This window comes from Tranquillimonas rosea (assembly GCF_900111315.1).
Classification (GTDB): Bacteria; Pseudomonadota; Alphaproteobacteria; order Rhodobacterales; family Rhodobacteraceae; genus Tranquillimonas; species Tranquillimonas rosea.
In genome coordinates, this window is sequence record NZ_FOGU01000003.1 from 407541 (window position 1) to 432609 (window position 25069).

Below are 25069 nucleotides of genomic sequence, written 5' to 3' on the forward strand. Positions count from 1 at the left end.
TCATCGCGATGGCGAGGCACTTCGCACGTCTGAAACGCCGCGCGGATCGCCCAACGCTCCATCGGCGCACTGGCGCCAAGCTGACCGCTGTGCTCCGCCTTCGGGTGGATGAAGATTGGATGTCACAGCACGAACATGAAAACGGCGGGTCCCGTTCAGGACCCGCCGTCTTCGTTTCTGGTTTGTGGCTGACTAGCCTCAGCTGGCTTTCTTGGCCGCCGTGTTCGCGGCGCTCTGCGTGTTCGCGGCAACCTTGTTGCCCAGGTCTTCGCCGGCCTGCGAGGCTAGGCCGGTGGCTTCGGCGCTGGTCTTCTGGCCGATTTCGGACATCGACTGCGCGGTGCGCATGAAGAGGTTCATCTGCTTCTGCGCAAAGTCGCTGTAGGCTTTGCCGTAATCGGCGGGCTCGTCACGCACCTGGCTAACTTCGCGCAGGTTCGAGAACGTTTCCTTGGCCGACTCGCTCGCGATGTCGGTGGAGCGGGTGGCCGCCTCGGTAGCGATGCCCATCATGCGCTCGCCGGTCTGCGCCCAGCTCTGGAAGATGTCCTGATAACCTTGCGGGTCGAACAGGTTCTGCAGATCGGTGGCGGCGGATTTGGTGTTCTGCTTGGCCATGTCGGGTCTCCTTTCGAAGAGAATTGACTGTGTTGTGCGGGCCGTTTCCCGCCATTGACCCTCATCTAATGCTGCACTGCAGCAATTCAACAGGGAGGCCCCCAAAAAATTCGCCGGCGGTGCGAGAGGCGGTGTCGAACAGGCGAACCGCGCCCCCTGCGCCGACGCTCAGGCCGGCCATCCGGCCCGGGCAAAGCTGCTCCATAACCGCGCACCCGCCTTCACGACTACGTCCGCGCGCGCCGAGGGAGTTGGCAAACCTCTGTTTGCGAACGCTTTCTGTAGCCCACTTCTCCGACGCCTCCGCCCTCGCCAGCCACGAAGAGTTAACGATGGCTTTACACAACGCCATTCCCAAGCGAGGCTGCGACCCAAGCCCGTGGCCAGCCGGATTTGGAGGACGGTTGGCGGCTCTCCACTGAAAATGGGGAGACGGGCGAGAAAAAAGGGAGGAGTACTATGTCACAGAACCCGATTGGTCGCCGGTCATTCCTGCGTAAGTCGGCCCTGGCTGGCGGCGCTGCCACGGCTGGTGTTTTGGCTGCGCCCCCGGTTGTCGGCCAGAGCCCGATCACCATGCGGATGCAGACCTCGTGGCCGGCATCGAACATCTGGCAGCAGATGGCCCAGCAATACGCGGACCGCGTCGAGGCCATGTCCGGCGGACGTATCCAAGTGGACCTGCTGCCGGCCGGCGCCGTCGTCGGAGCGTTCCAGGTGATCGACGCCGTGAGCGACGGCGGCCTGGATGCCAGCCACAGCGTGTCTGCCTACTGGTACGGTAAGAACAGGGCCGCGTCGCTGTTCGGCACGGGACCGGTCTTTGGCCAGGACGCGCGCAACCTGCAGTCCTGGTTCTACGCCGGCGACGGCAAGCAGCTGTTCGACGAGCTGGTCCGTGACGAGATGGGCCTGAACGTCGACGGCTATTTCGGCATGCCGATGCCGGCTCAGCCCTTCGGCTGGTTCACCTCGCCGTTCGAGTCGATGTCGGACATCGAGGGCTCGCGCTACCGCACCGTGGGGCTCGCCACCAACCTGCTTCAGAACATGGGGCTTTCGGTCGCGCAGCTGCCCGGTGGCGAGATCGTCCCGGCGATGGAACGCGGTGTGCTCGACGCGTTCGAGTTCAACAACCCGTCGTCGGACCGCGACTTCGGCGCCCAGGACGTGGCATCGAATTACTACCTCGGCTCGTTCCACCAGGCGAACGAGATGTTCGAGTACCTGTTCAACCAGGACTTCATGGACAGCCTCGACGATGACCTGCGTGCCATCCTGATCCACTCGGTCGAAGCTGCCTCGACGGCGAACTACGCCCTCGCGCTGGACCAGTATTCCGCCGACCTGCAATGGCTGCAGAACGAAGGCGGCGTGACCGTCCACCGCACGCCGCAAAGCGTGATGGACCAGCAGCTGGTGGCCTGGGAAGATCTGATCTCGGAGCTCGAGGAAGAGGACATCATGCGACGGATCCTCGACAGTCAGCGCAGCTGGGTCGAGCGGACCGCGTATTACGAGCTGATGAACGCGCCCGACTACCAGGCTGCGTACAATCACTTCTTCCCGGAGACGCTGAAACTCTGAGTCCACCGGCTCAGCCAGAACCGCCCGGCAAGGTGCACCGCCTTGCCGGGTGAGTCGTGTCAGCGATAGGGTTTACACATATGATCGGTTTCATCCGTCTAGCCGACAGCCTGTCATCTTGGTTCGGTAAGGCGTTCGCGTGGCTCATCATCCTGATGTCGGTCGGCGTTGGGCTGCAGGTTCTTCTCAGATACGTCTTCAACAGCCCGACCAGCTGGTCGCTGGACGTGTCCTACATAATGTACGGGTCCATCTTCATGGTGGCCGGCGCCTATACGTTGTCGCGCAACGGCCATGTGCGCGGCGATTTCCTCTACCGGCTGTGGCCGATACGGGTCCAGGCGACGGTGGACCTGATCCTCTATCTCGTCTTCTTTTTCCCCGCTGTCCTCGCCCTGATCTTCGCCGGCTGGAAATACGCCGCGCGGGCGTGGCGCTATACCGAAACCAGCGTGTTCAGCCCCGCCGGTGTGCCCGTCTTCCAGTTCAAGTCGGTGATCGTCCTGGCCGGGATCCTGCTGTTCATTCAGGGCCTCGCGCAGGTGCTGCGTTGCATCATCTGCCTCCGCGACGGCTACTGGCTTCAACCCGAAGAAGATGTGCTCGAAACCGAAGACCAGCTGTTGGCCGAAGCGGCAGAGTCGCGCATCAAAGACAGGGATCAAGAACAGACATGACTGACCCCGTTCTCGCGGTGACGATGCTGGGAATCTTCATCCTCATCGTGTTCCTAGGTTTTCCGATCGCCTTCACGCTGATGGCGATGGGGCTCGGCTTCGGATATTATGCCTATTTCGACGCCGACCTGATGTGGCGCACGCTCGGCCGGCTGGATGAAACCGCCGGCAGTCTCGAGACATTCTCGGCCTGGCTCGGCGGCTTCTTCAACAACAGGATCTTCGATCTGTTCGTCAACCAGAGCTATACGGTGATGTCGAACCAGATCCTGACCGCCGTGCCGCTGTTCCTGTTCATGGGCTACATGGTCGAACGCGCCAACATCGTCGACCGGCTGTTCAACACGCTCAACATCGCGGCCAAGCGCATACCGGGCTCCATGGGCGTCGCGGCACTGTTGACCTGCGCGCTGTTCGCCACGGCCTCGGGCATCGTCGGCGCGGTGGTCACGCTGATGGGTCTGCTGGCGCTGCCGGCGATGCTGAAGGCGCGCTACGACACCAGCTTCGCCAGCGGCATCATCTGTGCCGGCGGCACGCTCGGCATCCTCATCCCGCCGTCGATCATGCTGATCGTCTACGGCGCCGCGGCGTCGGTCTCGGTCGTGCAACTCTACGCGGCGGCGATGTTCCCGGGCCTGCTCCTGGCCGGTCTCTACATCGTCTACGTCATGGGCCGGTCCATCCTGCAGCCTTCGATCGCCCCCCGCCCGGCTGAGGGTGAGATCCCCGACATATCGACCCCACGGCTGGTCTGGATGCTGATCACATCGTTCCTGCCGCTGGCTTTCCTGATCCTCGCCGTGCTCGGCTCGATCCTGGGCGGCCTCGCGACCCCGACCGAGGCGGCCTCGATGGGGGCGCTCGGCGGGATCGTCCTGGCCTTCGTCTATCGCGCGATGACCTGGCAGCGCCTGCGCGAGGCGGTTTATCTGACCGCGCGGACGACGGCGATGGTCTGCTGGCTGTTCATCGGCTCTTACATCTTCTCTTCGGTGTTCTCGTATCTCGGCGGCGAGAAGGTGATCTCCGAGTTCGTGCAGAGCATGAACCTGACGCCGCTGACCTTCCTGATCCTTGCGCAGCTGATCATCTTCCTGCTGGGCTGGCCGCTGGAATGGTCCGAGATCATCATCATCTTCGTCCCGATCTTCCTGCCGCTGCTGGAGATCTTCGAGGTCGATCCGATCTTCTTCGGCGTCCTCGTGGCTCTGAATCTACAGACATCGTTCCTCACGCCGCCGATGGCGATGTCGGCCTACTATCTCAAGGGGATCGCGCCGCCCGACGTGCGGTTGGTGCAAATTTTCAAGGGATGCATGCCGTTCCTCGCGATGGTCTTCATCACCATGGCGCTTGTCTACATCTTCCCCGACCTCGTCTTCTATCTGCCGGAGGTCTTCTATGGACGATAGGACCGCGGCCGCGGCTCCGGATCCGATCCTGACGCTCGGCGCGGTGGCGTTGCGGGACCGCCTCGCCGCCGGCGAGGTCAGCGCGGTGAGCGTGGTCCGCGCCTGTCTCGCGCAGATCGCCAACCGCGAGCCCGAGATCCAGGCCTGGGCCTGGCTGGACGGCGACCACGCGCTTCAGCAGGCCGAGCGCCTGGACGCCCTGCGCAAGTCGGGGCGCCCAATCGGGCCGTTGCACGGGCTGCCCGTTGGGGTGAAGGACATCATCGACACCGCCGACATGCCCACGGCCAACGGCGCGGCGCTTGACGAGGGGCGACAGCCGCAAGAGGATTCCTTCGTCGTCGAGCGGCTGAAATCGGCGGGCGCCGTGATCATGGGCAAGACCGTGACGACAGAACTCGCCTACATGCATCCCGGCAAGACGCGGAACCCCCACGACACGGCCCACACGCCGGGCGGGTCGTCTCAGGGATCCGCCGCCGCGGTGGCCGCGGCCATGGTTCCGCTGGCGGTCGGCACCCAGACGGCCGGCTCGGTCATCCGCCCCGCCGCCTTCTGCGGGGTGACCGGGTTCAAGCCGACCTTCGGGTCGATCCCCCGGCGCGGAGTACTCGCCCAGGCCCCCAGCCTCGACACGGTCGGGGTCTTCGCCAGGGGCCCGCAGGATGCCGCCCTGCTCGCCGACAGCCTCTATGGATACGACGCCGCGGATACCGCGACGCGGCCCATTCCGATGCCACGCCTTTTGCGGACGGCGCAGGGCAGCCCGCCGGCACCGCCGGTCTTCGCGATGATCCGCCCGCCGGGATGGGACGATGCCGATCCCGACCTTCATGCCGCGTTCGACGAGCTGGCCGAGACCCTCGGCGACAGGGCGTTCACGTTCACCCTGCCCGCCCCGTTCGACGGCGCCGAGACTGCACGCAGCCGCATCCAGCTTGCCGAGATGGCGCGCTGCCTGCACGCCTACGCCAATGAGGCGCCCGACCGACTGGGGCCCGAGACCCGGACCGCGATCGAGCGCGGCAACACCATCCTGGCGCGCGACTACCTGTCGGCACTGGACTGGCGCGAGGTGCTCTATTCCGGACTGGAACAGATATTCGAGCGCTGCAACGCCATCCTGTGCCCCGCCGCCCCCGGTCCGGCACCGCGGGATTTGTCCACTACGGGCGACCCCGTGTTCAACGGGTTGTGGACGTTCTGCGGAACGCCGTCGGTCACGCTCCCGCTGCTGACGGCGCAGAATGGCTTGCCGATGGGCGTTCAGCTGGTCGGCCCGCGCGGCGAGGACGCACGCCTGATGCGCACAGCGACATGGCTATTCGACTGGATCGGCGCCTGATCGCCAGAGAGGAGACGACTTGGACAAGCTTTTCGCCGCACTCGCATTCTTGGTTCTGGCCGGGTTCCTTGGCATCCTCGGATGGATGGTCCCGCGCGCCAACCTACTGGCCATCATCTTTCTGACGCTGCTCTTGTGCGGCATCGATTTCGTCGTCTCGTCGCGCCGCAAGTGACGCGCGCGGTGCCGCCCGGCACCGGGCGTCTTCCGCCGCTTGGCCCTTTCAGCCGCCGTTCGTCGGGTTGCGGGTGATTCATGGCCGAATGATTGCGCGTCACGCTGACGGTAACGCCCCAATAAGCGCTGCACTTGGCGTCGGCGCAATGCTGAACCGACGACCTCCGTGAGCGCGTCAGCAGGTCTGCAGTGGTCTTGCGGCTCGCGACGTTGCGCCGGTTCGCCTGCACAGGCGGTGCCTCGGCGCCGCGCTCGTAGCCGAGATGCTCAGTCAGCTCCGTACCGAGCATACGCTGCATGAGCGCGCGCTTGAGGTCCTGGTCCTGCATCAGGCCGCCGTCACCAAGCAGGTCCTCCGACTGCTCCCAGCCCGCCATCATTTCGTCCGAGAACTTCGCGTCGATCTTCTTCGTCATCGTCCATCTCCCTCTTGGGGTCAGAATGGACTGGCAACCTCATACACAGAAGATCGGACGCTCTCTGTGGCGGAGTTCGGCATCGACACGACGGTAGCCGTAGCCCTCGAACTCGTCGGTGATCGCCTGGATTTCCGCGATTATAGCCGCGTCGCCAGGCTTGAGGCCGGAGTCGGCATAGAAGATGGACCGCGCGACACCCATCAGCTCACATCCCCGCCGGATTGAGAGCCCGCGCGATCGGCAGTCCCTGATGTAGCCCGCTTCTCGGCGTGCGTCCTGAGTGCTGAGCCCCCTTTAGAAACTCGATCTCGAGCGCCTGGCGTCCCACCAACCGCTCGAGCGCGGCGATCCGCGCTTCGTATTCCGCCATCGGTTCCGTCGCCGCAACGTCCTCGTCGAGAGCGCCAGCTTCGGCCTTCTCGATCCAAATACGGATAAGGTTGCTGGACAGGTCGTGGCGCCGGCCGCGCGCATGGAGCGTCTCGCCGCCACGATACTCGGCGACGACTTGGCGCCTGAATTCGGTGCTGTGACTGCGGTGGCGTCTGCGCATGGGCTCTGAAAGCCCGCGAGGGATCAATTCAACCGATCCGGCTGGTCCACCCAGAGGGGCGCACACCAAGGTAACAGCAGTGCCGAACTGAGATAGAGAAAGCTCAGTCGAGGTGAAAGACTTCTTCCATGCCGGCCCACCACTCGCCCTCGCCCCGGCTTTCCAGCGGCCGCTGCATCGGTCCGCAGATCGCCCACCACTTGCGGGTCGTGGGATCGGCCGCGATGGCGGCATTGTCTGCCTCGAAATTCTCGCCGAGATACTCCCAGTAACTGAACAGGAGATTCTCGGGCTCCCGAAGGAAGATCGAGTAGTTTGTAATGTTCGAGGCTCTGAGCCGGTCGAGCACGCCTTCCCATGCCTCCGCATGCAGGCGCCTGTATTCGTCGATCCGCGCCGGGTCGATCCCGATCACCAGTCCCATCCGCTGCATCGCATCCTCGCTCATAGCCCGTAGAACGACGCCGCCGTTCCGCCGAAGATCGCGTCCCGCGATGCCTTGGGCAGGTCCGCAGCCATCTCTTGAGCGCAGGCTGCCCAGCCTGCGTAATCCCCCGCCAGCTCCAGTACCGGCCAGTCGCTGCCCCACATGATACGCTGCGGTCCAAAGCAGGCCAGCACGTGGTCAAAGACCGGGCGCAGCGCCGCGGCCGACCAGCCGGGGCCGTACTCATTGGCAAGTCCCGACAGCTTGCAGCTGATCTGAGGATGCGCCGCCAGTGCCGCCATTCCATCGCGCCATGCCTGTCCGGGGTCGCCGCCGTCGAAGACCGGCTTGGCGCAGTGATCCACCACGATCGGCAATTCCGGCACGCGCCGCGCCAACTCGGTGATGACCGCGAAATGCCGCGGCACGATCAGGGCATCCGCCCTCAAGCCCGCTGCAGCGACCTGCCGCAACCCCGTGACCACTTCTTCGCGCAGGACCCACTCAGTGTCCTCGATGTCCTGAAGCATTGGCCGGATACCGCGCAGCGCTGGATGCGCGATGTGGTCGAGCTGTCCCGACACGTCGCCCTCCAGGTCGATCCAGCCCACCACGCCCCGAACCAGCGGCGTCTCCTGCGCCAGCGACAGCATGAAGAGCGTCTCCTCAACCGTCGGCGCCGCCTGCACCAACACCGTCCCGCTCACGCCCGCTGCCTCGGCCAGAGGCGCTAGATCCGCAGGCAGGATGTCGCGCCGGATCCGGGCGACGCTCTCGTCCATCCAAGAATAGTCGCCTCGCGAAATGCGCCAGAAATGCTGGTGGGCGTCGATCACGGTTTTGTCCTTGCCGTAGCGTTCTGTGCTAAATAATAACAAACTATATTCAGTCCGGAGAAGTCATGTCAATCACACCCATTCTCCAGTTCGGGACGAGCCGCTTCTTGCAGGCGCACGCGGACCTTTTCCTGTCCGAGGCGATGCCCGGCGCGCGGCCCGTGACGGTGGTGCAGACCTCTGGCGATCCCTCGCGCACGAAGCGCCTGCACGCGATGGCCGAGGGCTATGAAGTGCAGGTGCGCGGCATCGAGGATGGGCAGCAGGTTGACCGCGTGAGCCACGTGGACAGCATCGCGCGCGGCCTCACCTTCGCCCCCGACATGGCCGAGATCGCCCGCATCGCCGCCGAGGAGGCGCAGGTGATCCTGTCGAACACCGCCGACGCAGGCTTCAACCCGCGCCCCGAGGACACGGGCGCCACGCTCGATCCGGCCATGTCCTACCCGGCCAAGCTTGCCCACCTGCTGCGTGGGCGGTTCGAGGCAGGCGGACAGGCTCCGCAGGTCATGCCGACCGAACTGGTGCAGGACAACGGCGCCGCTCTGAAAGGCCTGGTGCTCGACGTCGCGCAGGGCATGGACAAACCCTACCGCGACTGGCTGACCGAAGAGGTCGTCTGGGTGAACTCCCTCGTCGACCGCATCGTGTCCGAGCCGCTGGACCCCGCGGGCGCGGTGGCCGAACCCTATGCGCTCTGGGCCATCGAGCAGGCCAAGGGCGTTACCCTGCCCTGCGATCACGCGTCTGTGCAGATGGTGCCGGACCTTGGGCTGATCGAGCGCAAGAAGCTGTTTGTGCTGAACCTCGGCCACACATGGCTGGCCTCCCGCTGGCTGGAAGACGGGCAGAACCCCGACTTCGTGCGCGAGATCATGGCCGAGTCCGATCTCGCGGGCGCCCTGCGCGCGCTCTACGACGAAGAGGTGCGCCCCGGCTTTACCGCGGCGGGCGAGGACGCGAGACTGGACGACTACATCGCCGTCACGCTCGACCGTTTTGCCAACCCGTTCCTCGATCACCGCATCGCGGACATTGCCCAGAACCACGGCGAGAAGCTCCGTCGCCGCATCGGCGCCTTTGTCGACTGGGCGCGCGCCAATGGCGATGACACACCGAAACCAAGGCTTGAGGCCGCGCTGAAGGGAGAAGACGCATGAAGACCCGCAAGATCGGCCGCACCGATGTACAGGTGACCGAGGTGTCCTTCGGCACTGCGAGCGCCGGGAACCTTTATCGCGAGGCCAGCGACGACGACGTGCAGGCCGTCCTGCAAACGGCGTGGGACGCCGGTATCCGCTACTTCGACACCGCCCCGCACTACGGACGCGGGCTGGCCGAGCAGCGTCTGGGTCGCTTCCTGCACGGGCACGAGGGGGCCGTGGTGTCGACCAAAGTCGGGCGCATCCTAAGCCCTGCGAAGACGCCGATCGCCGAGGCCGACGGTTTCGTGAACCCGGCACAGAACGACGTGCGATACGACTATTCCGGGGACGGGATCGAGCACAGCCTCGAACAGAGCATGGAGCGACTTGGGCGCGACTTTATCGAGATCGTCTATGTGCACGATATCGGCGAATATACCCATGGGTCCGCAAACTCTGGCCACATGGAAGATTTCCTCGGGTCCGGCTACGAGCGGCTGGTGAAGCTCAAGGAGAAGGGCCGCATCGGCGCCCTCGGGCTAGGCGTGAACGAATGCCAGGTTTGCCTCGACGTGATGGCCCACGGGCCAATCGACGCGATCCTGCTGGCCGGACGGCTGACGCTGCTCGACCGCAGCGCCGAAGAGGCACTGGTGCCCGCCTGCCACGAGTCAGGGACCAGCCTTGTGCTGGGCGGGATCTTCAATTCCGGCATCCTTGCCACCGGCCCGGTCGAGGGCGCGACTTACGACTACGGCCCCGCCCCGCGCGGCGTGCTCGACCGCGTGGCCGAGCTTCAGCGTCGAGCTGAGGGCGCGGGCATCCCGCTTGCCACGGCCGCGCTGCACTTCGGCCTTCGCCACCCAGCCGCCGCTTCGGTTCTGCTTGGCACGGCAAAGCCCTCGTCGCTGACCCGCAATCTCGACGCCATCGCGCAGGACCTGCCGCCCGAGGCGGAAGCCCTGCTATCCGAGATCGTGATGACGCAGTGACGACAGCAGCGTCGTCTTGGACGTCCGCAGGTGGCGGCGCGCCGCCTCCTGCGCCGCATGGGCATCACGCGCCTCGAGCGCGTCGATGATGGCCAAGTGCTCGTCTATGGCGGCGGCGTTGCGGGTCTTTTCCTCGGTCTTGTCCCACATGAAGTGGTAGTGGAAGATCAGCGAGATCACCTTCTGGAACTCGGCCACGAAGCGGTTCTTCACGACCGAGTTGATCGCCTGGTGAAAGCTCTCGTCCAGCTTGGAAAATGCGTGATAGTCGCTGTCGATCCGCGCCTTGAGATCGAGATGCCTGTCACGCAACTCGGCGAGCTTCGACCAGACCGGGTGATCCACCGGCGCCTCGGCAACCTGCGCCACGGCGTGAAGCTCCAGCACCGAGCGGAAGTCCGACAGTTCCACCGCGAAATCCTTGGTGAAGCCGAGCAGTATCCAGCCACCCTGCGGACGGCGTGACACGAGGCCGAAGCGACTGAGCCCGGCGAGGAATTCCTTCAGTTCGTGCTGCGGTACCGAGAAAGTGCGTGACAGTTCGGCTACCGACAGGGTCGTGCCCGCGGGTACGTCGAAGCGCAGGACCCAATCGAGGAACCGCTCTTCCAGGTCCTCTGCCCCGCCGGAGGTTTCGGGCTGATCGATGCGGTCCTCAGCCACGGGCGTCCGCAGGATGCGCTTGTCTCGCCCGTCCCAGCTGATGATTCCCGCCTCTTCCAGGCGGGACAGGCAGCGGCGGATCACGGTACGGCTGACGCCCGCGATCTCGCACAGCCTAGCCTCGGACGGGATATGGGCCCCCTTGGGGTGTCCTTCACAGTAGTCCAGCACCTGGTTGTAGGCGGCGCGGAACCGCGTGTCGCTTCTTGCCATGTGGCCCTTTACTTCCCCACCAGGCGACTGCCCTGCCGGAGGTTCCAAATAATACAGATTACAATTATAAAAAACTATTGACCGGAATCAAGCGGCAACGGATACAGTTCTTAATTATAAAATGCACATCGAGAAGGGGAGGCCCGATGTCAGACGTAAGCAAGCCCGCGGGGTTCTATGCGCTCAAGAGCCTCACGCCGGGCGCAGCCCAGCTTCACAGGCTTTCCGCCCTGCTGACCCTTGTTCTGCTGATCCTCGGTTTCGCGCTGGCAAGCCCGGCGTTCCTGTCGGTCAACAACTCGCTGACGGTGCTTCTCCAGACCTCGGTGATCGGGCTTCTTGGCATCGGGATGACCATGGTCATCATCACCGGCGGCATCGATCTGTCCGTGGGCTCCGTCCTCGCCCTCTCGGGTGTCATTACGGGGATGAGCGTGAAGGCAGGTCTGCCGGTCATTCCCGCCATGACGCTTGGCGTGATTGCCGGCGGTCTCTGCGGGGCCTTCAATGGTTTCGTGATCACCAAGCTGCGCATCCCGCCCTTCGTGGCCACGCTCGGCATGATGCTGATCGCGCGGGGTATCGCGCTGCAACTGACCGGAGCCGCCCCGATCTCCCAGCTGGGCGAGGCCTTCGGCACACTCGGCAACGGCGCGCTTTTCCGCGTGGTCGAGATGCGCGACAACGGCTTTCCGCGCGTCGTCTTTCCGGGCATCCCCTACCCCGCCATCCTGCTGCTGATCGTGGCCATCGGCGCCGCCTACCTGCTGCGCCGCCGCCAGATCGGCCGCCACATCTACGCCACCGGCTCGAACGAGGAAGCGGCGCGCCTGTCCGGCGTGCGCGTGGATACCACCAAGCTCTATGCCTACGTCATGTCCGGCGCGCTGGCGGGCCTTGCGGGCAACGTGCTGATGTCGCGCCTTGTCACCGCCCAGCCGAGCGAGGGCGTGATGTATGAACTCGACGCCATCGCCGCGGCCGTTATCGGCGGCGCCTCGCTCTCGGGCGGCGTGGGCGGTGTGTCGGGCACCATGATCGGCGCCTTCATCATCGGCATCCTGCGCAACGGGCTGAACATGGCGGGCGTCTCCGCCTTCATCCAGCAGATCGTGATCGGCTTTGTCGTGATCGGTGCCGTCTGGATCGACCAGATCCGCAACCGGCCCTGAAGCCGGACGGAAAGACAGACATCTCAACAGTGGAGGAGGAAGAGATGAAATTCATGAAACTAGGCCTGCTGACGTCGGCGATGGCGCTCGCGGCGGGGACCGTCAGCGCCGGCGAGATCGCCGTGATCGTCAAGACCACCAGCTCGAACTTCTGGCAGAACGTCAATAAGGGCGCGTCCGCCGCCATCGAAGGGCAGTCCGAACACACCATGAGCTTTGACGGCCCGGCCACTGAAAGCGCGATTTCCGACCAGGTGAACCTTGTCGAGAACGCCATCAACCGCGGTGTCTCGGGCATCGTGCTCGCGCCCTCGGACCCCGAAGCGCTCGCCCCGGCGGTCAAACGCGCCTACGAATCCGGCATCCCGGTCGTCATCATCGATAGCGCGCTCGGCGAAGGCGCCGAGGGCACCTATCAGGCCTTCCTGTCCACCGACAACTGCGCCGCCGGCGAGCAGGTCGCGGAACGCATGATCGAAGAGGCGGGAACGGATGGCAAGGTCGCCATCATGTCCTATGTCGCGGGCGTGGGCTCCGAGATCGGCCGCGTGGGCTGCTTCACCGACTATATCGAGGCGAACTCGGACCTCGAGATCGTGGGCCCCTACTACTCGCAGTCGCAGATGGCCAACGCGCTCAACCAGACCACCGACGTGCTGTCCGCGAACCCCGATCTGGTCGGAATCTTCGGCGCCAACGAACCCACCGCCGTCGGCATGGGCCGCGCGCTGGTGCAGTCGGGCAAGGCGGGCCAGCTGGTCGCGCTCGGCTTCGACGGCAACGCGGACCTGCAGGAATTCGTGCGTGACGGCGTGCTTGAGGCCATTGCCGTGCAGGGCTCCTTCGCCATGGGCGAGATGGGCGTGAACACGGTGATCGACGTGCTCGAAGGCGAGAGCGTCGAGGACTTCATCAACACCGGCGTCGTCGTGGTCGATGAAAGCAACATCGACTCCGACAAGGCGCAGAACGTCCTCTACTGATCCAACGCCGGGGGCGGCGCACCCGCCCCCGGACACCCGCAGCCGCAGGGAAAGGCCCCCTCATGACCGAACATCCGCTGGTCGAGATGATCGACATCGAAAAGCACTTCGGAGGTGTCCGCGCGGTCGAGCATGTCTCGCTCGACCTATGGCCCGGCGAGGTCGTGGGCGTGCTGGGCCACAACGGAGCGGGCAAGTCCTGCCTGATGCGCATCCTCTCGGGCGCGATGATCCCAAACGGGGGCGAGATCCGCGTCGGCGGAAAGACGGTGGAATTCACCGAGCCCAACGATGCGCGCGCCGTCGGGATCGAGACGATCTACCAGACGCTGGCGCTTGCCGATCACCTCGACGCGCCCAAGAACCTGTTCCTGGGCCGCGAGCTGAAGACACGCTTCGGCAACCTTGACGATGCGCGGATGCACGAGGAAGCGCGCGAGGTGCTGGCGCGGCTGAACCCGAATTTCAAGAACCTCCGCGACCCGGTGTCGAGCCTGTCCGGCGGCCAGCGACAGGTGATCGCCATCGCCCGCGCGATCTACTTCGACACCAAGATCCTGATCATGGACGAACCGACGGCGGCGCTTGGCCCCTCGGAGACCGCTATGGTTGCCGACCTCATTCGCCAGCTTCGCGCCGAGGGCATCGGCATCTTCCTCGTGAGCCACGACATGCACGACGTCTTCGACCTCTGCGACCGGATCGTGGTCATGAACAAGGGCAAGGTCGTCGGCGCCCATGCCATCGAGGAAGTGAGCAAGGACGACGTGCTGAGCCTGATCGTGAAGGGCGAACTTCCCGCCGACTGGTCGGCCCGCAACCTGGAGGCGGCGCTATGAAAGACCTGGCCTCCGGCACCATGACCTGCGGCGTCTGCGCCGAACCTGGCACCTTCCGGACCGAAGAGCGCCCCCTGCCCCAGGACCCGCCCGAGGGGCACGTCCTTGTCGATATCGCGGCCATCGGCATCTGTGGCACGGACTACCACATCTTCGAGGGCAAACACCCCTACCTCGACTACCCGCGCGTCATCGGCCACGAGCTGTCGGGCACCATCGCCTCGGGGCCGGACGCAGGGCAGCTTGTGGTCGTGAACCCCTATATCTCGTGCGGCACCTGCCGCGCCTGCCGGCGTGGCAAGCCCAACTGCTGTACTGCGATCTCGGTCCTGGGCGTGCACCGCGACGGCGGCATGTGCGCCCAGCTCTCGGTGCCGCGCGGCAACCTCTATCCCGCCGAGGGGCTGACGCCCCAGCAGGCCGCGATGGTCGAATTCCTGGCCATCGGCGCCCACGCCGTGGCACGCTCGGGCACTGGTGAAGGCGACCTGGCGCTGGTCACCGGCGCGGGGCCAATCGGGCTCGGCACCGCGCTGTTTGCTCGTCTTGCCGGAGCCGAGGTGCACCTCATGGATCTCAGCCCCGAACGGCTTGAGACGGCGCGGCGGCTTTTCGGTTTCGAGCACCTGAACCAGCCCGGTGACGAGATTCTGACCGGCGATCTGGCTGAAGGCTTCGACGTGGTCTTCGATGCGACCGGAAACGCCAAGGCCATCGAGGCGGGCTTTCCGCTGGTGGCCCACGGCGGCAGCACGGTTCTGGTGAGCGTGGTCAAGGACGACCTGCGCTTTTCGGACCCCGAGTTCCACAAGCGCGAGGCCCGCATCATCGGCAGCCGCAATGCGCTCAAGTCCGATTTCGACCGCGTGATGCAGGCGATCCGCGACGGGCATATCCCCGCCGATGCCCTCGCGTCGGAGGTGGTCCCGCTGGCCGACCTTCCCCACCGTTTCCCCGGCCTCGCCGCCAGCCGCGAGGATATCGTCAAGATCATCGTCACACCGTGACGGCAACTGCGAAGGCCCAGATGACCAGCCCAATCGCCCTGCGCCTGCACGAGGCGGACAACATCATGGTGGCGCTCACCGCCATCACCCCCGGCACCGGGATCGCCCCCCACGTCAGCACATCCGAGCCCATCCCGGCCGGCCACAAGGTCGCGCTACGGCCCGTGGCGGCCGGCGAAAATGTCGTGAAGTACGGCCAGATCATCGGCACCGCCACGGTCCCCATTGCCGCCGGCGCGCATGTCCACGTCCAGAATCTCGGGATGGGGCAACACCGGCAGGGCTACGGTTTCGGCGAGGCCGCGCAGGTCCTGCCCCCGGTCGAGAGACCCGCAACCTTCCGCGGCTTTCACCGCCCCTCGGGGCGCGTCGGCACGCGCAACTACCTCGGCATTCTGACGTCAGTGAACTGCGCGGGCTCGGTCGCGCGCTTCATCGCCGAAGAAGCCAACCGCCAGGACCTGCTGGCCGGGTTTCCCAACGTCGACGGCATCGTGCCCATCGTTCACGGCACCGGCTGCGGCATGTCCGGCAAGGGCGAAGGCTACGAGACGCTGTTCCGCACGCTGGCGGGCTACGGGCACAACCCCAACTTCGGCGCGATCCTCATGGTGGGTCTCGGCTGCGAGGTCATGCAGATCCCCGACCTCATCGACCGCAAGGCGCTGAAGGATGACGCGCGCTTTCGCTACATGACGATCCAGCAGACCGGCGGCACCCGCGCCACCGTCGACCGCGGCGTGGGCATCCTGCGCGAGCTTGCCGCCGAGGCGAACAAGGCCACGCGCGCAGAGGCCTCTGCCGCGGACCTGACGCTGGGCATGCAGTGCGGCGGTTCGGACGGCTATTCCGGCATCACCGCCAATCCTGCGCTCGGCGTGGCCTCGGACCTGCTGGTGCGGCACGGCGGCATCTCGATCCTCTCCGAGACCTCCGAGATCTACGGCGCGGAACACCTGCTGACCCGCCGCGCATTGGACGAACCGACGGGCCGCAAGCTTATCGACCTGATCGAATGGTGGGAGGACTACACCGCCCGCAACTTCGGCGAGATGGACAACAATCCCTCGCCCGGCAACAAGCGCGGCGGCCTGACCACCATCCTGGAAAAAAGCCTCGGCGCCGTGGCCAAGGGTGGCGCCGCCCCGCTGACGGGCGTCTACAAGTACGGCGAACCCATCGACAAACCCGGCTTCGTTTTCATGGACAGCCCCGGCTACGATCCCTGTTCGGTCACCGGGCAGACGGCGTCTGGCGCGAACCTCATCGCCTTCACCACCGGGCGGGGCAGCGTGTCGGGCTACCAGCCCGTGCCCTGCATCAAGATCGCCTCCAATCCCGACCTCTGGAAGCGGATGCAGCCGGACATGGACGTGAACTGCGGCGACATCCTCTCCGGCGTGACGCTCGAGGACAAGGGGCGCGAGATCTTCGATCTGATGATGCGCGTGGCCTCGGGCGAGGAAACCAAGAGCGAGGCTCAGGGCTTCGGGGCGGTGGAATTCGTGCCCTGGCAGATCGGCGCGGTGATGTGAGCGTCCAAGACCGATACAAGGAAAGACAATGACCGACGTCACCGGACAGAAGGTGCTGATCACCGCAGCCGCGCAGGGCATCGGCCGCGCAACGGCCGAGACATTCGTGCGCGCGGGTGCAGACGTGATCGCCACCGACATCAACGAAGAGGCGCTGGCCTCGCTCCGGGGATGCGTCGCGGCGAAACTCGACGTGCGCAACCCTGCCGCCATTGCCGATCTGATCGCCGCGACCGGGCCTGTCGACGTGCTGTTCAATTGCGCGGGCTTCGTGCATGCGGGATCGGTGCTCGAGGCCAGCGACGACGACCTCGCCTTCGCCTGGGATCTCAACGTCATGTCCATGACCCGCATGATCCGCGCCGTCCTGCCGGGCATGCTGGAACGCGGCGGCGGCTGCATCCTCAACATGTCGTCTGTGGCCTCCTCGCTGAAGGGCGTGCCCAACCGCTTCGTCTACTCGACCACCAAGGCCGCCGTTCTGGGCCTGACCAAGTCGGTCTCGGCCGACTACGTGGGCCGGGGCATCCGCTGCAACGCCATCTGCCCCGGCACGGTGCAATCGCCCTCGCTCGACGAGCGGCTTGCCGCGACAGGCGACTACGACAAGGCGCGGTCCGAGTTCATCGCGCGCCAACCCATGGGCCGCATCGCCGAGGCCGAGGAGATCGCGGATCTCGCCGTCTACCTCGCCGGGGCCACCTACACGACCGGCCAGGCCCTCTGCATCGACGGCGGCTGGACGATCTGAACGCAAGAAAGAAGGACAGGACATGAAACTTCTGCGCTTTGGCGCCAAGGGTGCCGAGAAACCGGGCCTGCTGCACGAGGACGGCACCATCCGCGACCTCTCTGGCGTGATCGACGATCTTGCCGGGGAGAGCCTGCACCCCGACGGGCTGGCCAAGATCGCCGCGACCGACGCGGGCTCGCTGCCGGTGGTCGATGGCGATCCACGGCTCGGTCCGCCGATCGCGGGCACCGGCAAGTTCATCTGCATCGGCCTCAACTACTCGGACCACGCGGCCGAGACCGGCGCCACCGTGCCGCCCGAGCCGATCATCTTCATGAAAGCCACGAGCGCAATCTGCGGACCAAACGATCCCATCGTGATCCCGCGCGGGTCGAAAAAGACCGACTGGGAGGTCGAGCTGGCTGTGGTCATCGGCAAGCCTGCCAAATACGTCTCCGAGGATCAGGCGATGGATCACGTCGCGGGCTTTGCCATCACCAACGACGTCTCCGAGCGCGCCTTCCAAGCGGAACGGCAGGGCCAGTGGACCAAGGGCAAAAGCTGCGACAACTTCGGCCAGATCGGGCCCTGGCTGGTCACCCCGGACGAGGTCGCCGACCCGCAGGACCTGCCGATGTGGCTGACCGTCAACGGTGAGGCCATGCAGAACGGCACCAGCGCCACCATGGTCTACGGCGTGCGCTTCCTCGTCTCCTATCTCAGCCAGTTCATGACGCTGCACCCCGGTGACGTGATCTCGACCGGCACGCCCCCGGGCGTGGGCCTCGGCATGTCGCCACAGCGCTTCCTCAAGGAGGGCGACGTGGTGGAGCTCGGGATCAAGGGGCTGGGGCAGCAACGGCAGGACGTCATCTCCGACGCCTGAACCGCGCGGCGAGCCAGGCCTGCCGGAGAGCAGATATAGAGATTGCGCACAGCTTGCCGCCTCAGCGCTCGTTCGCTCTGCCGGCGCGTGCGCTTGCGCAGCACAATCTTTCCGCTAATCCAATCCGACCAGACTGCAGCTATTCGTGCCCAGATCGATGCCGAGGATCACTATGCTCATGGTTCGCTCCTTCGTAACCGGCCGGTTGATACCGTCGCCTAATTCTACGAGTTCCAGTTCCACGGGAGCAGTTCGTCGACGCGGTTGATCTTGAGATCGTGGATGCGGTCGAGGACATCGGCGAGCCAGGCTTGCGGTTCCAGCCCGCTCATCTTCGCCGTCTCGATCAAAGTCATGGCCCGGGCCAGGGTCTCCCCGCCGCTGTCGGAGCCGGCAAAGAGCCAGTTGCGGCGGACAACGCCTATCGGGCGCATCGCACGCTCGGCGGGGTTCGTCGGGAAAACGGTCCACCGGACCGTTTTCTGGCCCTCCTCACTATCTATCCCTATGCGGCCATCCTCGAGGAATAGCTCAAAAGACGGCCAGCGGGAGAGTCCGTAGCGGAAGGCCTTCGCGAGAGCGCCTTTGCCCGGGATGAGCAGCAGCTGGGCCTCGGCCCATACCTTGAAGGCGTCGACCTGAGGTCGGGAGTACTGCACCCGTGCTGTTTTGCGCAGTCCGGCGGGCTGGCCGGCGACCTGCCGTTCGACATCGTAGAGCTTCCCGATCCGGTCGAGCGCCTCCCGCGCGATCTCGGACGTCGTGGCCTCCCAGACATGGTGGAAGTCGCGCCGCAGATGCGCCCAGCAGGCCGCCTCGCGGAACTGGCTGCTGCCGTCCGCGCGGCGCCCGTAGAGCTGGCCAAAGCCCGCATAGGCGTCCGCCTGAAGGATACCGCTGCTGTTTTGCAGGTGCTGACGCGGATGCTCGCCTTTTCCGGTCCGGCGAGAAGCGGTAGACCACGCTTGGCGGCGCCGTGCCGGCCCAGGGCCTCTGGTCCGAGACATAGGCCCAGACCCGCCCCTGCTTGACTCCCTTGCCGAGGCCGCGGTCGCGGCGGGAGCGGTCCAGGACGCGTATCGGGTTCGCCATCGGTCTCGAACGCATGGCGCCGCGATGGCTCACCGTCCGCATGCAGCACGGGCGCCGCCATGACTTCGGCCTTGATCCTCTCGATGATCGGCGCGAGCACCTTCATCGCCCGGCCGCACCAGTCCAGCAGCGTGCTATCGGGCACGGTCGCCTGTGGTTGCGCCACTGATGGTGTGGATGGCCCCGCCAGCGGCATCGCGTTGTGCCAAGGTGGGTCTGTGAAGCACGCACCTGAAGGGAGCCATCCATTGACCAACCTACCACCGTCGGCCTCGATCTGGCCAAAAATGTCTTCCAAGTTCACGGAGTGGACGCGGAGGCACGATTGTCTGCCGCCGTCAGTTGCGTCGGTCGCAGATTCTGGTGTTCTTTGCCCGGCTTAGCCCTTGCCTTGTGGGGATGGAAGCCTGCGCCGGGGCCCATCACTGGGCGCGGGAGCTGGCAGGCCTTGGCCATGAAGTCCGTCTTATGCCGCCCGCTTATGTGAAGATCCCATGACCTGCACGTGGTGATGAGTGCCTCCGATCGGGTCGTCTGCCTGAACGGCCATGTGTGTTGCGAGGGCCGCCCCGAGCGCGTCGCCGAGGCTCCCGAGTATCAGGCCCTCTTCGGCCCGGGCACCGCGGGCACGATGGCCCACTACCGCCACGGCAATCACCGTGATCACGGTGATACGGACCATGGCCCCCGGACCAAGGAGGCAGCGGAATGATCCTCGATGATTTCATCCTTCGCGCCACGCTCGCGGGTATCGGTACGGGCTTCGCGGCCGCACCGCTCGGCTGCTTCGTGGTCTGGCGTCGGATGGCCTATATTGGCGATGCGACGGCCCACGCGGCGATCCTTGGCGTGGCCTTGGGACTTGCCTTCTCGCTGCCGGTCTTTGCCGGGGCGCTGGTCATCGCGCTGCTCATGGCCAGCCTCGTCTCACTGATGGCGGGGCGGGGTTACACCATCGATACCCTTCTGGGGGTAATGGCCCATTCCACGCTCGCCTTCGGCCTGGTGGCCGTCTCCTTTCTCGAGGGCATACGGATCGACGTGATGGCCTATCTCTTCGGCGACATCCTGTCGGTGTCCAGGGCGGACATCAGCGTGATTTGGGGCGGGACGGCCCACGTGCTCATCCTCGTCGGCTGGCGCTGGTCGGCGCTGCTCACCGCGACGTTGAACGAAGACCTCGCCCGGGCGGCGGGTCTCGATCCGCGACGGGAACAGCTGGTCCTCACTCTCGCGCTCGCGATTGTCGTCGCCATCGCCATCAAGGTGGTCAGGGTCCTGCTGATCACCGCGGTGCTGATCATTCCCGCGGCCACGGTCCGTCCCTTTGCCCGCACCCCTGAAATCATGGCCCTGCTCGCTTCAGGGCTCGCAATCCTTGCGGCATGGGGCGGATTGCAGGCCTCCTACCACCTCGACACGCCCACCGGACCGACGATCGTCTGTCTGCTGGCAATCCTGTTCTGCCTCTCGGTACTTGCCGGAGCGCTGAACCGAGCGACGCGAGCACGGTCCGCGTGCGGCGCCGGCACAGTTCAGAACACTTCGGGAGACTGACCGATGTCCACGATTCCCGTCACCCTGCTCACGGGCTTCCTCGGCGCCGGAAAATCCACGCTTCTCAAGCGAATCCTGAGAGACCCGCGCTTCAGCGACACAGCGGTGGTGGTCAACGAATTCGGAGAGGTCGGTCTGGACGGTGCGTTGATCTCACACTCGCCCGATCAGACCGTAGAGATGACTTCGGGATGCCTCTGCTGCACGGTCCGCGGCGATATCCGCGACACGCTTCTGCGCCTTCACGCGGACGCGGAAAGCGGCCGCCTTCCCACATTCGAACGGCTGGTGATCGAAACCACGGGATTGGCCGATCCGGCGCCGGTCATCGCCACCCTCATGCAGGATCCGCGGCTCGTACGTCGCTACGCGCTCGCAGGTGTGGTGACACTCGTCGACAGCCTCGCCGGAGCCGACACGCTCTCCCGACACGAGGAGGCCGCCAAGCAAGCGGCTGTGGCCGATCTGCTCGTGCTCAGCAAGACCGACATGGTCGCTGACGCACATTCCGAGGATCCCCGACACCAGACCTGCAAGGCTTTGGAACGCTTGAATCCGGTGGCAAGGCGCTTCGACGCGCAGGCGCTGGAGTTCGACCTGAAGGAACTCTTCGAGCTACAGGCCTTCGACCCGAGCGCGCACAGTCTCGATGTCCAGGCCTGGCTTGCCGCAGAGGCCTACGAGGGCGCGGAGGCGGACCACCACGACCAACACCATCACGACCATGGGGCCGGTCACGACCATCAACATTCGCATGACGTGAATCGTCACAGCCTGTCGATCCGAGCGTTCTGCGTCACCTTCGAGGACGCGGTCGCCACCGACCCCTTCACCAGAACGCTGGAAACCATGATTGCCAGGATGGGGCCGGCCCTGCTGCGGGTCAAAGGCATCGTCCAGCTCGCGGAAAAACCTCATACGCCGGTCGTCTTCCACGGCGTGCAGCATGTCTTTCACGACCCGCTCATCCTCCCGGACTGGCCGGATGCGGATCACCGTACGAAACTGGTTTTCGTCACAGACGGGGTCGAGCACCCGGAGATCGAAGGGCTCTTCCGCGAGGCCGGCCTGTCTCCGGCCCGCGCATTCGCACGGGCTTGAGGCCAACGGAGCGGACCGGAGCTCAAGATAACCTCGGCCATCTCCGCAGCGAAATCCTCGTGAACCCGCGGCATGATCGAGACTGCCGGGCTGGCCGCAATGAGTCTCGCCACGCAAAGTGGCCCCTCGGCACACGTTGGGCGCAGGCGTGCGCCAGTCTTGCGAGGGTCATGGCGTCGGTCAGAAGAATGATGTGGGGGGTTGGCGAGCGGCACCATTAGCGGTAATAGTTACGATATAACATTTCACTTAGGTACCGCCATGACCCAGACCGATATCCGCCTTCCCGTCACTGTCCTCTCGGGCTTTCTCGGCGCCGGAAAGACGACCCTTCTGAACCGCGCGCTCAACAATCGCGAGGGCCGCCGTGTCGCGGTGATCGTCAACGACATGTCCGAGGTGAACATCGACGCCGACCTCGTGCGCGACGGCGGCGCCAACCTCAGCCAGACCGACGAAACGCTCGTGGAAATGAGCAACGGCTGCATCTGCTGCACCCTGCGCGACGACCTTCTGGATGAAGTGCGCAAGCTCGCCGCAGAGGGGCGGTTCGACTACCTCCTGATCGAGACCACGGGCATTTCGGAGCCGCTCCCGGTCGCCGCGACCTTCGATTTCCGCGACGCGGCAGGCGACAGCCTGTCGGACGTCTCACGACTCGACGCGATGGTCACGGTCGTCGACGCGGTGAACCTCCTGAACGACTATTCGAGCCACGATTTCCTCCGCGACCGCGGCGAGACCATGGGTGAAGCCGACGAGCGGACGCTCATTCACCTGCTGACCGACCAGATCGAGTTCGCCGATGTGGTGGTGCTCAACAAGGTCACCGACGCCGGTCCCGACCGCACCGATGCCGCGCGCAAGATCATCCGCAGCCTGAATGCCGATGCGCGGATCATCGAGACCGACCACTCGGACGTGGCGGCAAGCGAGATCCTCGACACCGGCCTCTTCGACTTCGAAAAGGCGCACGAGCATCCGATGTGGGCGAAAGAGCTTTACGGCTTCGCCGATCACGTGCCGGAGACCGAGGAATACGGCGTCGCCTCCTTCGTCTACCGCGCGCGACAGCCATTTCACCCCGAGAAGGTGCTGAAGATCCTGAACGGGGACATGCCCGGGGTGATCCGTGCCAAGGGGCATTTCTGGATCGCGACGAGGCCCGATTGGGTGGCGGAGTTCTCTCTCGCGGGAGCGCTGTCCTCGGTCGCACCGTTGGGGCAATGGTGGGCCTCTGTGCCAAAGGCGCGCCGTCCCGATCACGCCAGCGCGCGGGCCTATCTCGCGCAGCATTGGATGGAGCCCTGGGGCGACCGGCGGCAGGAGCTGGTGTTCATCGGTGCAGGTATCGACTGGCCTGCATTGAAGGCGCGGCTGGACGAGGCGCTGGTCCCGGGGGATGTCGCGACCGGCCCGGATACCCTGCCCGACCTGCCCGATCCGTTCCCGGTCTGGCGGAGGGCAGCGGCATGACGGTCCACGGCTCCTTCGCTTCGGAACTCCTCCCGGGGGTCCTGGTGGTGTCAGAGCCTTCGGGGATCAAAGACATCAAGGCCGACGGCGTTGCTGGCGTGGTTTGGCAGCGCCATCCGCTGGCGTCGTTTCAGAATTGGATCGACACCCTCGACCCGCTGGTGCTTTCCCGCGCTCGCATTGTTCTGCGGCCGGAGGCGGTTCGGTCGGCGGTTGCCGCGACATGCGACAAGGCGGGCCCGCCCGATGGACCCGAGCGCGAACGCCTCCTGGACGACATCGCAGCCCTCGCGGAGATGTTCGCCAATGTGACAGGCTCGCGTTGGCTGCGCCTACGGCTCGACATCGTAGCGACCAATGCCTGCCGCCGATTCCACGTCGACCGGATCAGCGCGCGGCTGATCTGCACCTACCGTGGCACGGGCACGCAATACGGCACCACGGAGGACGGCGATCCCGAAGTGATACACACGGTAGCGACGGGGGCGCCGTTCGTCATGCGCGGCACGCTCTGGAAACCGTCTCCCGATCCGGGATTGGTTCATCGCTCGCCACCGATCGAAGGCACCGGAGAAACGCGACTGATGCTGGTTCTCGACCCCGTTGACGATCCCGACGAGGACCTATGAGCCGCAACCTATCGACCACCCTGCGAAAGCGTCGCCGCCAGGGGGATCCGATGCGCGACTACGACCGGCTGCCCCCGCCGCTGCGGGCGTGGTTGGCGCAAGCCGCCTTGCCCTGGTCTCCTGCTTCGTGCCGCCGGATCTGGCGCAAGGCTCGGGCAGGAGGCACGCCACCTGGAGACATCATCGCGATGCTTGACCGGGCAGAACGGAAGACGCTCGATCGAGACACACTGGTGGCAATCACCCCAAAGCCTCTCGGCAACGAATCTTAGCACTAGGACCACGGGGGCCACTGAGCGTCACCGGCAGCTGGCGTTCGCAGAGAACGGCAGGAAATCCCGCATCGGCGGCACTGCGAGAACGCGCAGCGAATGGTCGGTTTAGATCCTTCGGTCTGGCGCCGGCTTGAATGACCGCTTCCGTGACCTGCGCCGCGGTGCAGAACCTTGGTTGCTGCAGCTGCGAGCTTCTCCATCGCCATGCTGCAATTGCATTGGTTGGCCGCCGAATGACCGGAAAGTCCGCATAGCGGTCACCCGAGCGGAGGAAATGCTGTGCGCTTCGCGAACGTCCGGTTCGGTGAAGCCGCGCTGTGGCGACGAATCGACAGGCGAAAGGCAGCTCAAGGCCGAAAGCGTCGATGCGCCCTCGTGCGGGAAGGGCGGGACGAAGTCGGTAGTGTCCCGTGGGATGGTGTAGGAGCGCCGACCTTCGGAGAGGTCCAAGCTTGATCAGGACGCCACAGCGGGCAGCCTTACGGTGGGAGTGTCGGTGACACGCGCAAGGGTTTCAAGGCTCATGTAGCGTCGCGCGACCGTCCACTCGTCGTTGGTCTCGAGCATCAGCGCGCCGACGAGGCGGACGATGGCCTCGTCGTTGGGGAAGATGCCGATGACGTCGGACCTGCGCTTGATCTCGCGGTTCACCCGTTCGAGTGGGTTCGTCGACGCGATCTGAGCCCAGTGTTCGCGGGGGAAGTCCATGTAGGCGAG

The 25069-nt window shown here is 65.3% G+C and carries 26 protein-coding genes and 3 pseudogenes; 20 read left to right on the forward strand and 9 right to left on the reverse strand.

Features of this window, described 5'->3' with window-relative positions; genetic code table 11:
• Nucleotides 1-198: 198 nt before the first annotated feature.
• Entirely contained in the window at nt 199-618 is a 420-nt protein-coding gene (locus tag BMZ25_RS07045) for a phasin family protein (RefSeq protein ID WP_092690856.1), read from the reverse strand.
• 459 nt (nt 619-1077) lie between these two features.
• On the opposite strand from BMZ25_RS07045, the gene BMZ25_RS07050 reads away from it, so the two are divergent.
• The 4 genes from BMZ25_RS07050 (at nt 1078) to BMZ25_RS07065 (ending at nt 5642) form a co-directional block, all read left to right on the forward strand.
• Nucleotides 1078-2205: a TRAP transporter substrate-binding protein gene (locus tag BMZ25_RS07050; RefSeq protein ID WP_092690858.1), complete on the forward strand. Its 1128-nt coding sequence runs from the start codon at nt 1078-1080 to the stop codon at nt 2203-2205.
• 80 nt (nt 2206-2285) lie between these two features.
• A complete protein-coding gene (locus BMZ25_RS07055) occupies nt 2286-2882 on the forward strand; it encodes a TRAP transporter small permease subunit (protein ID WP_092690860.1) in 597 nt (198 codons plus the stop codon).
• Nucleotides 2879-4297, forward strand: a complete 1419-nt coding sequence (locus BMZ25_RS07060; RefSeq protein ID WP_092690863.1) for a TRAP transporter large permease — start codon at nt 2879-2881, stop codon at nt 4295-4297. The genes BMZ25_RS07055 and BMZ25_RS07060 overlap by 4 nt, the downstream gene beginning before the upstream one ends.
• Nucleotides 4287-5642, forward strand: a complete 1356-nt coding sequence (locus BMZ25_RS07065; RefSeq protein WP_092690866.1) for an amidase — start codon at nt 4287-4289, stop codon at nt 5640-5642. Before BMZ25_RS07060 ends, BMZ25_RS07065 begins: the two co-directional genes overlap by 11 nt.
• A gap of 113 nt (nt 5643-5755) precedes the next feature.
• Here the strand turns inward: BMZ25_RS07065 and BMZ25_RS20400 are convergent, their stop codons facing one another.
• From BMZ25_RS20400 to BMZ25_RS07080, 5 genes are all read right to left on the reverse strand, one after another.
• The gene (locus tag BMZ25_RS20400) at nt 5756-6235 is read right to left on the reverse strand and encodes a hypothetical protein (protein ID WP_143071499.1); all 480 of its coding nucleotides are present in this window, start codon (nt 6233-6235) and stop codon (nt 5756-5758) included.
• Nucleotides 6236-6274: 39 nt separating this feature from the next.
• Entirely contained in the window at nt 6275-6439 is a 165-nt protein-coding gene (locus BMZ25_RS20770; RefSeq protein WP_177190413.1) for a hypothetical protein, read from the reverse strand.
• Nucleotides 6440-6443: 4 nt separating this feature from the next.
• Nucleotides 6444-6791, reverse strand: coding sequence for a transposase (locus BMZ25_RS07070; RefSeq protein ID WP_092691047.1), 348 nt, complete (start codon nt 6789-6791; stop codon nt 6444-6446).
• Between the two features lie 103 nt (nt 6792-6894).
• Nucleotides 6895-7224 (reverse strand): L-rhamnose mutarotase, encoded by a 330-nt coding sequence (locus BMZ25_RS07075; protein WP_092691050.1) that lies wholly within the window; start codon nt 7222-7224, stop codon nt 6895-6897.
• Nucleotides 7225-7235: 11 nt separating this feature from the next.
• Nucleotides 7236-8054 carry an amidohydrolase family protein gene (locus BMZ25_RS07080; RefSeq protein ID WP_092690869.1) on the reverse strand — a complete coding sequence of 273 codons (819 nt, stop codon included), beginning with the start codon at nt 8052-8054 and terminating at the stop codon, nt 7236-7238.
• Nucleotides 8055-8119: 65 nt separating this feature from the next.
• Between BMZ25_RS07080 and BMZ25_RS07085 the strand changes: the two genes are divergently transcribed.
• Complete coding sequence (locus BMZ25_RS07085; RefSeq protein WP_092690874.1) at nt 8120-9214, forward strand: mannitol dehydrogenase family protein; 1095 nt, start codon at nt 8120-8122, stop codon at nt 9212-9214.
• A complete protein-coding gene (locus BMZ25_RS07090) occupies nt 9211-10191 on the forward strand; it encodes an aldo/keto reductase (protein WP_092690878.1) in 981 nt (326 codons plus the stop codon). Before BMZ25_RS07085 ends, BMZ25_RS07090 begins: the two co-directional genes overlap by 4 nt.
• Here BMZ25_RS07090 and BMZ25_RS07095 read toward each other — a convergent pair.
• Nucleotides 10165-11067, reverse strand: a complete 903-nt coding sequence (locus BMZ25_RS07095) for a GntR family transcriptional regulator (RefSeq protein WP_092690881.1) — start codon at nt 11065-11067, stop codon at nt 10165-10167. The genes BMZ25_RS07090 and BMZ25_RS07095 overlap by 27 nt on opposite strands.
• Before the next feature lie 146 nt (nt 11068-11213).
• Between BMZ25_RS07095 and BMZ25_RS07100 the strand changes: the two genes are divergently transcribed.
• The 7 genes from BMZ25_RS07100 (at nt 11214) to BMZ25_RS07130 (ending at nt 18222) form a co-directional block, all read left to right on the forward strand.
• On the forward strand, nt 11214-12239 hold the full coding sequence (locus BMZ25_RS07100) for an ABC transporter permease (protein ID WP_092690886.1): 1026 nt from the start codon (nt 11214-11216) through the stop codon (nt 12237-12239).
• 44 nt (nt 12240-12283) lie between these two features.
• Complete coding sequence (locus BMZ25_RS07105; RefSeq protein ID WP_092690887.1) at nt 12284-13222, forward strand: ABC transporter substrate-binding protein; 939 nt, start codon at nt 12284-12286, stop codon at nt 13220-13222.
• A 62-nt stretch (nt 13223-13284) separates the two neighbouring features.
• Nucleotides 13285-14061, forward strand: coding sequence for an ATP-binding cassette domain-containing protein (locus BMZ25_RS07110; protein WP_092690890.1), 777 nt, complete (start codon nt 13285-13287; stop codon nt 14059-14061).
• Entirely contained in the window at nt 14058-15068 is a 1011-nt protein-coding gene (locus tag BMZ25_RS07115) for a zinc-binding alcohol dehydrogenase family protein (protein WP_235859808.1), read from the forward strand. Before BMZ25_RS07110 ends, BMZ25_RS07115 begins: the two co-directional genes overlap by 4 nt.
• 20 nt (nt 15069-15088) lie before the next feature.
• A complete protein-coding gene (locus BMZ25_RS07120; protein WP_092690893.1) occupies nt 15089-16603 on the forward strand; it encodes a UxaA family hydrolase in 1515 nt (504 codons plus the stop codon).
• A gap of 28 nt (nt 16604-16631) precedes the next feature.
• Nucleotides 16632-17354, forward strand: a complete 723-nt coding sequence (locus BMZ25_RS07125; protein WP_092690896.1) for an SDR family oxidoreductase — start codon at nt 16632-16634, stop codon at nt 17352-17354.
• Nucleotides 17355-17376: 22 nt separating this feature from the next.
• Nucleotides 17377-18222 (forward strand): fumarylacetoacetate hydrolase family protein, encoded by an 846-nt coding sequence (locus tag BMZ25_RS07130; RefSeq protein ID WP_092690898.1) that lies wholly within the window; start codon nt 17377-17379, stop codon nt 18220-18222.
• A 224-nt stretch (nt 18223-18446) separates the two neighbouring features.
• Here BMZ25_RS07130 and tnpC read toward each other — a convergent pair.
• Nucleotides 18447-19465 (reverse strand): annotated as a pseudogene (gene tnpC, locus BMZ25_RS07135) (IS66 family transposase); the annotation flags it as partial.
• A gap of 96 nt (nt 19466-19561) precedes the next feature.
• Here tnpC and BMZ25_RS07140 point away from each other — a divergent pair.
• From BMZ25_RS07140 to BMZ25_RS21125, 7 genes and pseudogenes are all read left to right on the forward strand, one after another.
• Nucleotides 19562-19803 (forward strand): annotated as a pseudogene (locus BMZ25_RS07140) (IS110 family transposase); the annotation flags it as partial.
• A gap of 1 nt (nt 19804) precedes the next feature.
• Nucleotides 19805-20026, forward strand: a pseudogene (gene znuC / locus BMZ25_RS21380) (zinc ABC transporter ATP-binding protein ZnuC); the annotation flags it as partial.
• Nucleotides 20023-20871, forward strand: coding sequence for a metal ABC transporter permease (locus tag BMZ25_RS07150; protein ID WP_092690911.1), 849 nt, complete (start codon nt 20023-20025; stop codon nt 20869-20871). The pseudogene znuC and the gene BMZ25_RS07150, both read left to right, overlap by 4 nt.
• A gap of 3 nt (nt 20872-20874) precedes the next feature.
• A complete protein-coding gene (locus BMZ25_RS07155; RefSeq protein WP_092690914.1) occupies nt 20875-21972 on the forward strand; it encodes a CobW family GTP-binding protein in 1098 nt (365 codons plus the stop codon).
• Nucleotides 21973-22233: 261 nt separating this feature from the next.
• Complete coding sequence (locus BMZ25_RS07160) at nt 22234-23448, forward strand: GTP-binding protein (RefSeq protein WP_092690917.1); 1215 nt, start codon at nt 22234-22236, stop codon at nt 23446-23448.
• Complete coding sequence (locus BMZ25_RS07165; RefSeq protein ID WP_092690922.1) at nt 23445-24077, forward strand: DUF1826 domain-containing protein; 633 nt, start codon at nt 23445-23447, stop codon at nt 24075-24077. Before BMZ25_RS07160 ends, BMZ25_RS07165 begins: the two co-directional genes overlap by 4 nt.
• 50 nt (nt 24078-24127) lie before the next feature.
• Nucleotides 24128-24349, forward strand: coding sequence for a DUF6525 family protein (locus BMZ25_RS21125; protein ID WP_328586839.1), 222 nt, complete (start codon nt 24128-24130; stop codon nt 24347-24349).
• Between the two features lie 459 nt (nt 24350-24808).
• Here BMZ25_RS21125 and BMZ25_RS07175 read toward each other — a convergent pair.
• On the reverse strand, nt 24809-25069 hold a 261-nt coding region (locus tag BMZ25_RS07175; protein ID WP_177190414.1), incomplete at its 5' end, for a transposase.

Bases quoted from the DNA above. Each gene is read 5' to 3' on its own strand.
- BMZ25_RS07090 (WP_092690878.1), top strand. From the start codon at position 9,211: ATGAAGACCCGCAAGATCGGCCGCACCGATGTACAGGTGACCGAGGTG.
- BMZ25_RS07095 (WP_092690881.1), bottom strand. From the start codon at position 11,067: ATGGCAAGAAGCGACACGCGGTTCCGCGCCGCCTACAACCAGGTGCTG.
- BMZ25_RS07160 (WP_092690917.1), top strand. From the start codon at position 22,234: ATGACCCAGACCGATATCCGCCTTCCCGTCACTGTCCTCTCGGGCTTT.
- BMZ25_RS20770 (WP_177190413.1), bottom strand. From the start codon at position 6,439: ATGGGTGTCGCGCGGTCCATCTTCTATGCCGACTCCGGCCTCAAGCCT.
- BMZ25_RS07150 (WP_092690911.1), top strand. From the start codon at position 20,023: ATGATCCTCGATGATTTCATCCTTCGCGCCACGCTCGCGGGTATCGGT.
- BMZ25_RS07100 (WP_092690886.1), top strand. From the start codon at position 11,214: ATGTCAGACGTAAGCAAGCCCGCGGGGTTCTATGCGCTCAAGAGCCTC.
- BMZ25_RS07085 (WP_092690874.1), top strand. From the start codon at position 8,120: ATGTCAATCACACCCATTCTCCAGTTCGGGACGAGCCGCTTCTTGCAG.
- BMZ25_RS07125 (WP_092690896.1), top strand. From the start codon at position 16,632: ATGACCGACGTCACCGGACAGAAGGTGCTGATCACCGCAGCCGCGCAG.
- BMZ25_RS07045 (WP_092690856.1), bottom strand. From the start codon at position 618: ATGGCCAAGCAGAACACCAAATCCGCCGCCACCGATCTGCAGAACCTG.
- BMZ25_RS07115 (WP_235859808.1), top strand. From the start codon at position 14,058: ATGAAAGACCTGGCCTCCGGCACCATGACCTGCGGCGTCTGCGCCGAA.
- BMZ25_RS07105 (WP_092690887.1), top strand. From the start codon at position 12,284: ATGAAATTCATGAAACTAGGCCTGCTGACGTCGGCGATGGCGCTCGCG.
- BMZ25_RS07165 (WP_092690922.1), top strand. From the start codon at position 23,445: ATGACGGTCCACGGCTCCTTCGCTTCGGAACTCCTCCCGGGGGTCCTG.
- BMZ25_RS07060 (WP_092690863.1), top strand. From the start codon at position 2,879: ATGACTGACCCCGTTCTCGCGGTGACGATGCTGGGAATCTTCATCCTC.
- BMZ25_RS07075 (WP_092691050.1), bottom strand. From the start codon at position 7,224: ATGCAGCGGATGGGACTGGTGATCGGGATCGACCCGGCGCGGATCGAC.
- BMZ25_RS07055 (WP_092690860.1), top strand. From the start codon at position 2,286: ATGATCGGTTTCATCCGTCTAGCCGACAGCCTGTCATCTTGGTTCGGT.
- BMZ25_RS21125 (WP_328586839.1), top strand. From the start codon at position 24,128: ATGCGCGACTACGACCGGCTGCCCCCGCCGCTGCGGGCGTGGTTGGCG.
- BMZ25_RS07130 (WP_092690898.1), top strand. From the start codon at position 17,377: ATGAAACTTCTGCGCTTTGGCGCCAAGGGTGCCGAGAAACCGGGCCTG.
- BMZ25_RS07065 (WP_092690866.1), top strand. From the start codon at position 4,287: ATGGACGATAGGACCGCGGCCGCGGCTCCGGATCCGATCCTGACGCTC.
- BMZ25_RS07050 (WP_092690858.1), top strand. From the start codon at position 1,078: ATGTCACAGAACCCGATTGGTCGCCGGTCATTCCTGCGTAAGTCGGCC.
- BMZ25_RS07155 (WP_092690914.1), top strand. From the start codon at position 20,875: ATGTCCACGATTCCCGTCACCCTGCTCACGGGCTTCCTCGGCGCCGGA.
- BMZ25_RS07110 (WP_092690890.1), top strand. From the start codon at position 13,285: ATGACCGAACATCCGCTGGTCGAGATGATCGACATCGAAAAGCACTTC.
- BMZ25_RS20400 (WP_143071499.1), bottom strand. From the start codon at position 6,235: ATGACGAAGAAGATCGACGCGAAGTTCTCGGACGAAATGATGGCGGGC.
- BMZ25_RS07070 (WP_092691047.1), bottom strand. From the start codon at position 6,791: ATGCGCAGACGCCACCGCAGTCACAGCACCGAATTCAGGCGCCAAGTC.
- BMZ25_RS07120 (WP_092690893.1), top strand. From the start codon at position 15,089: ATGACCAGCCCAATCGCCCTGCGCCTGCACGAGGCGGACAACATCATG.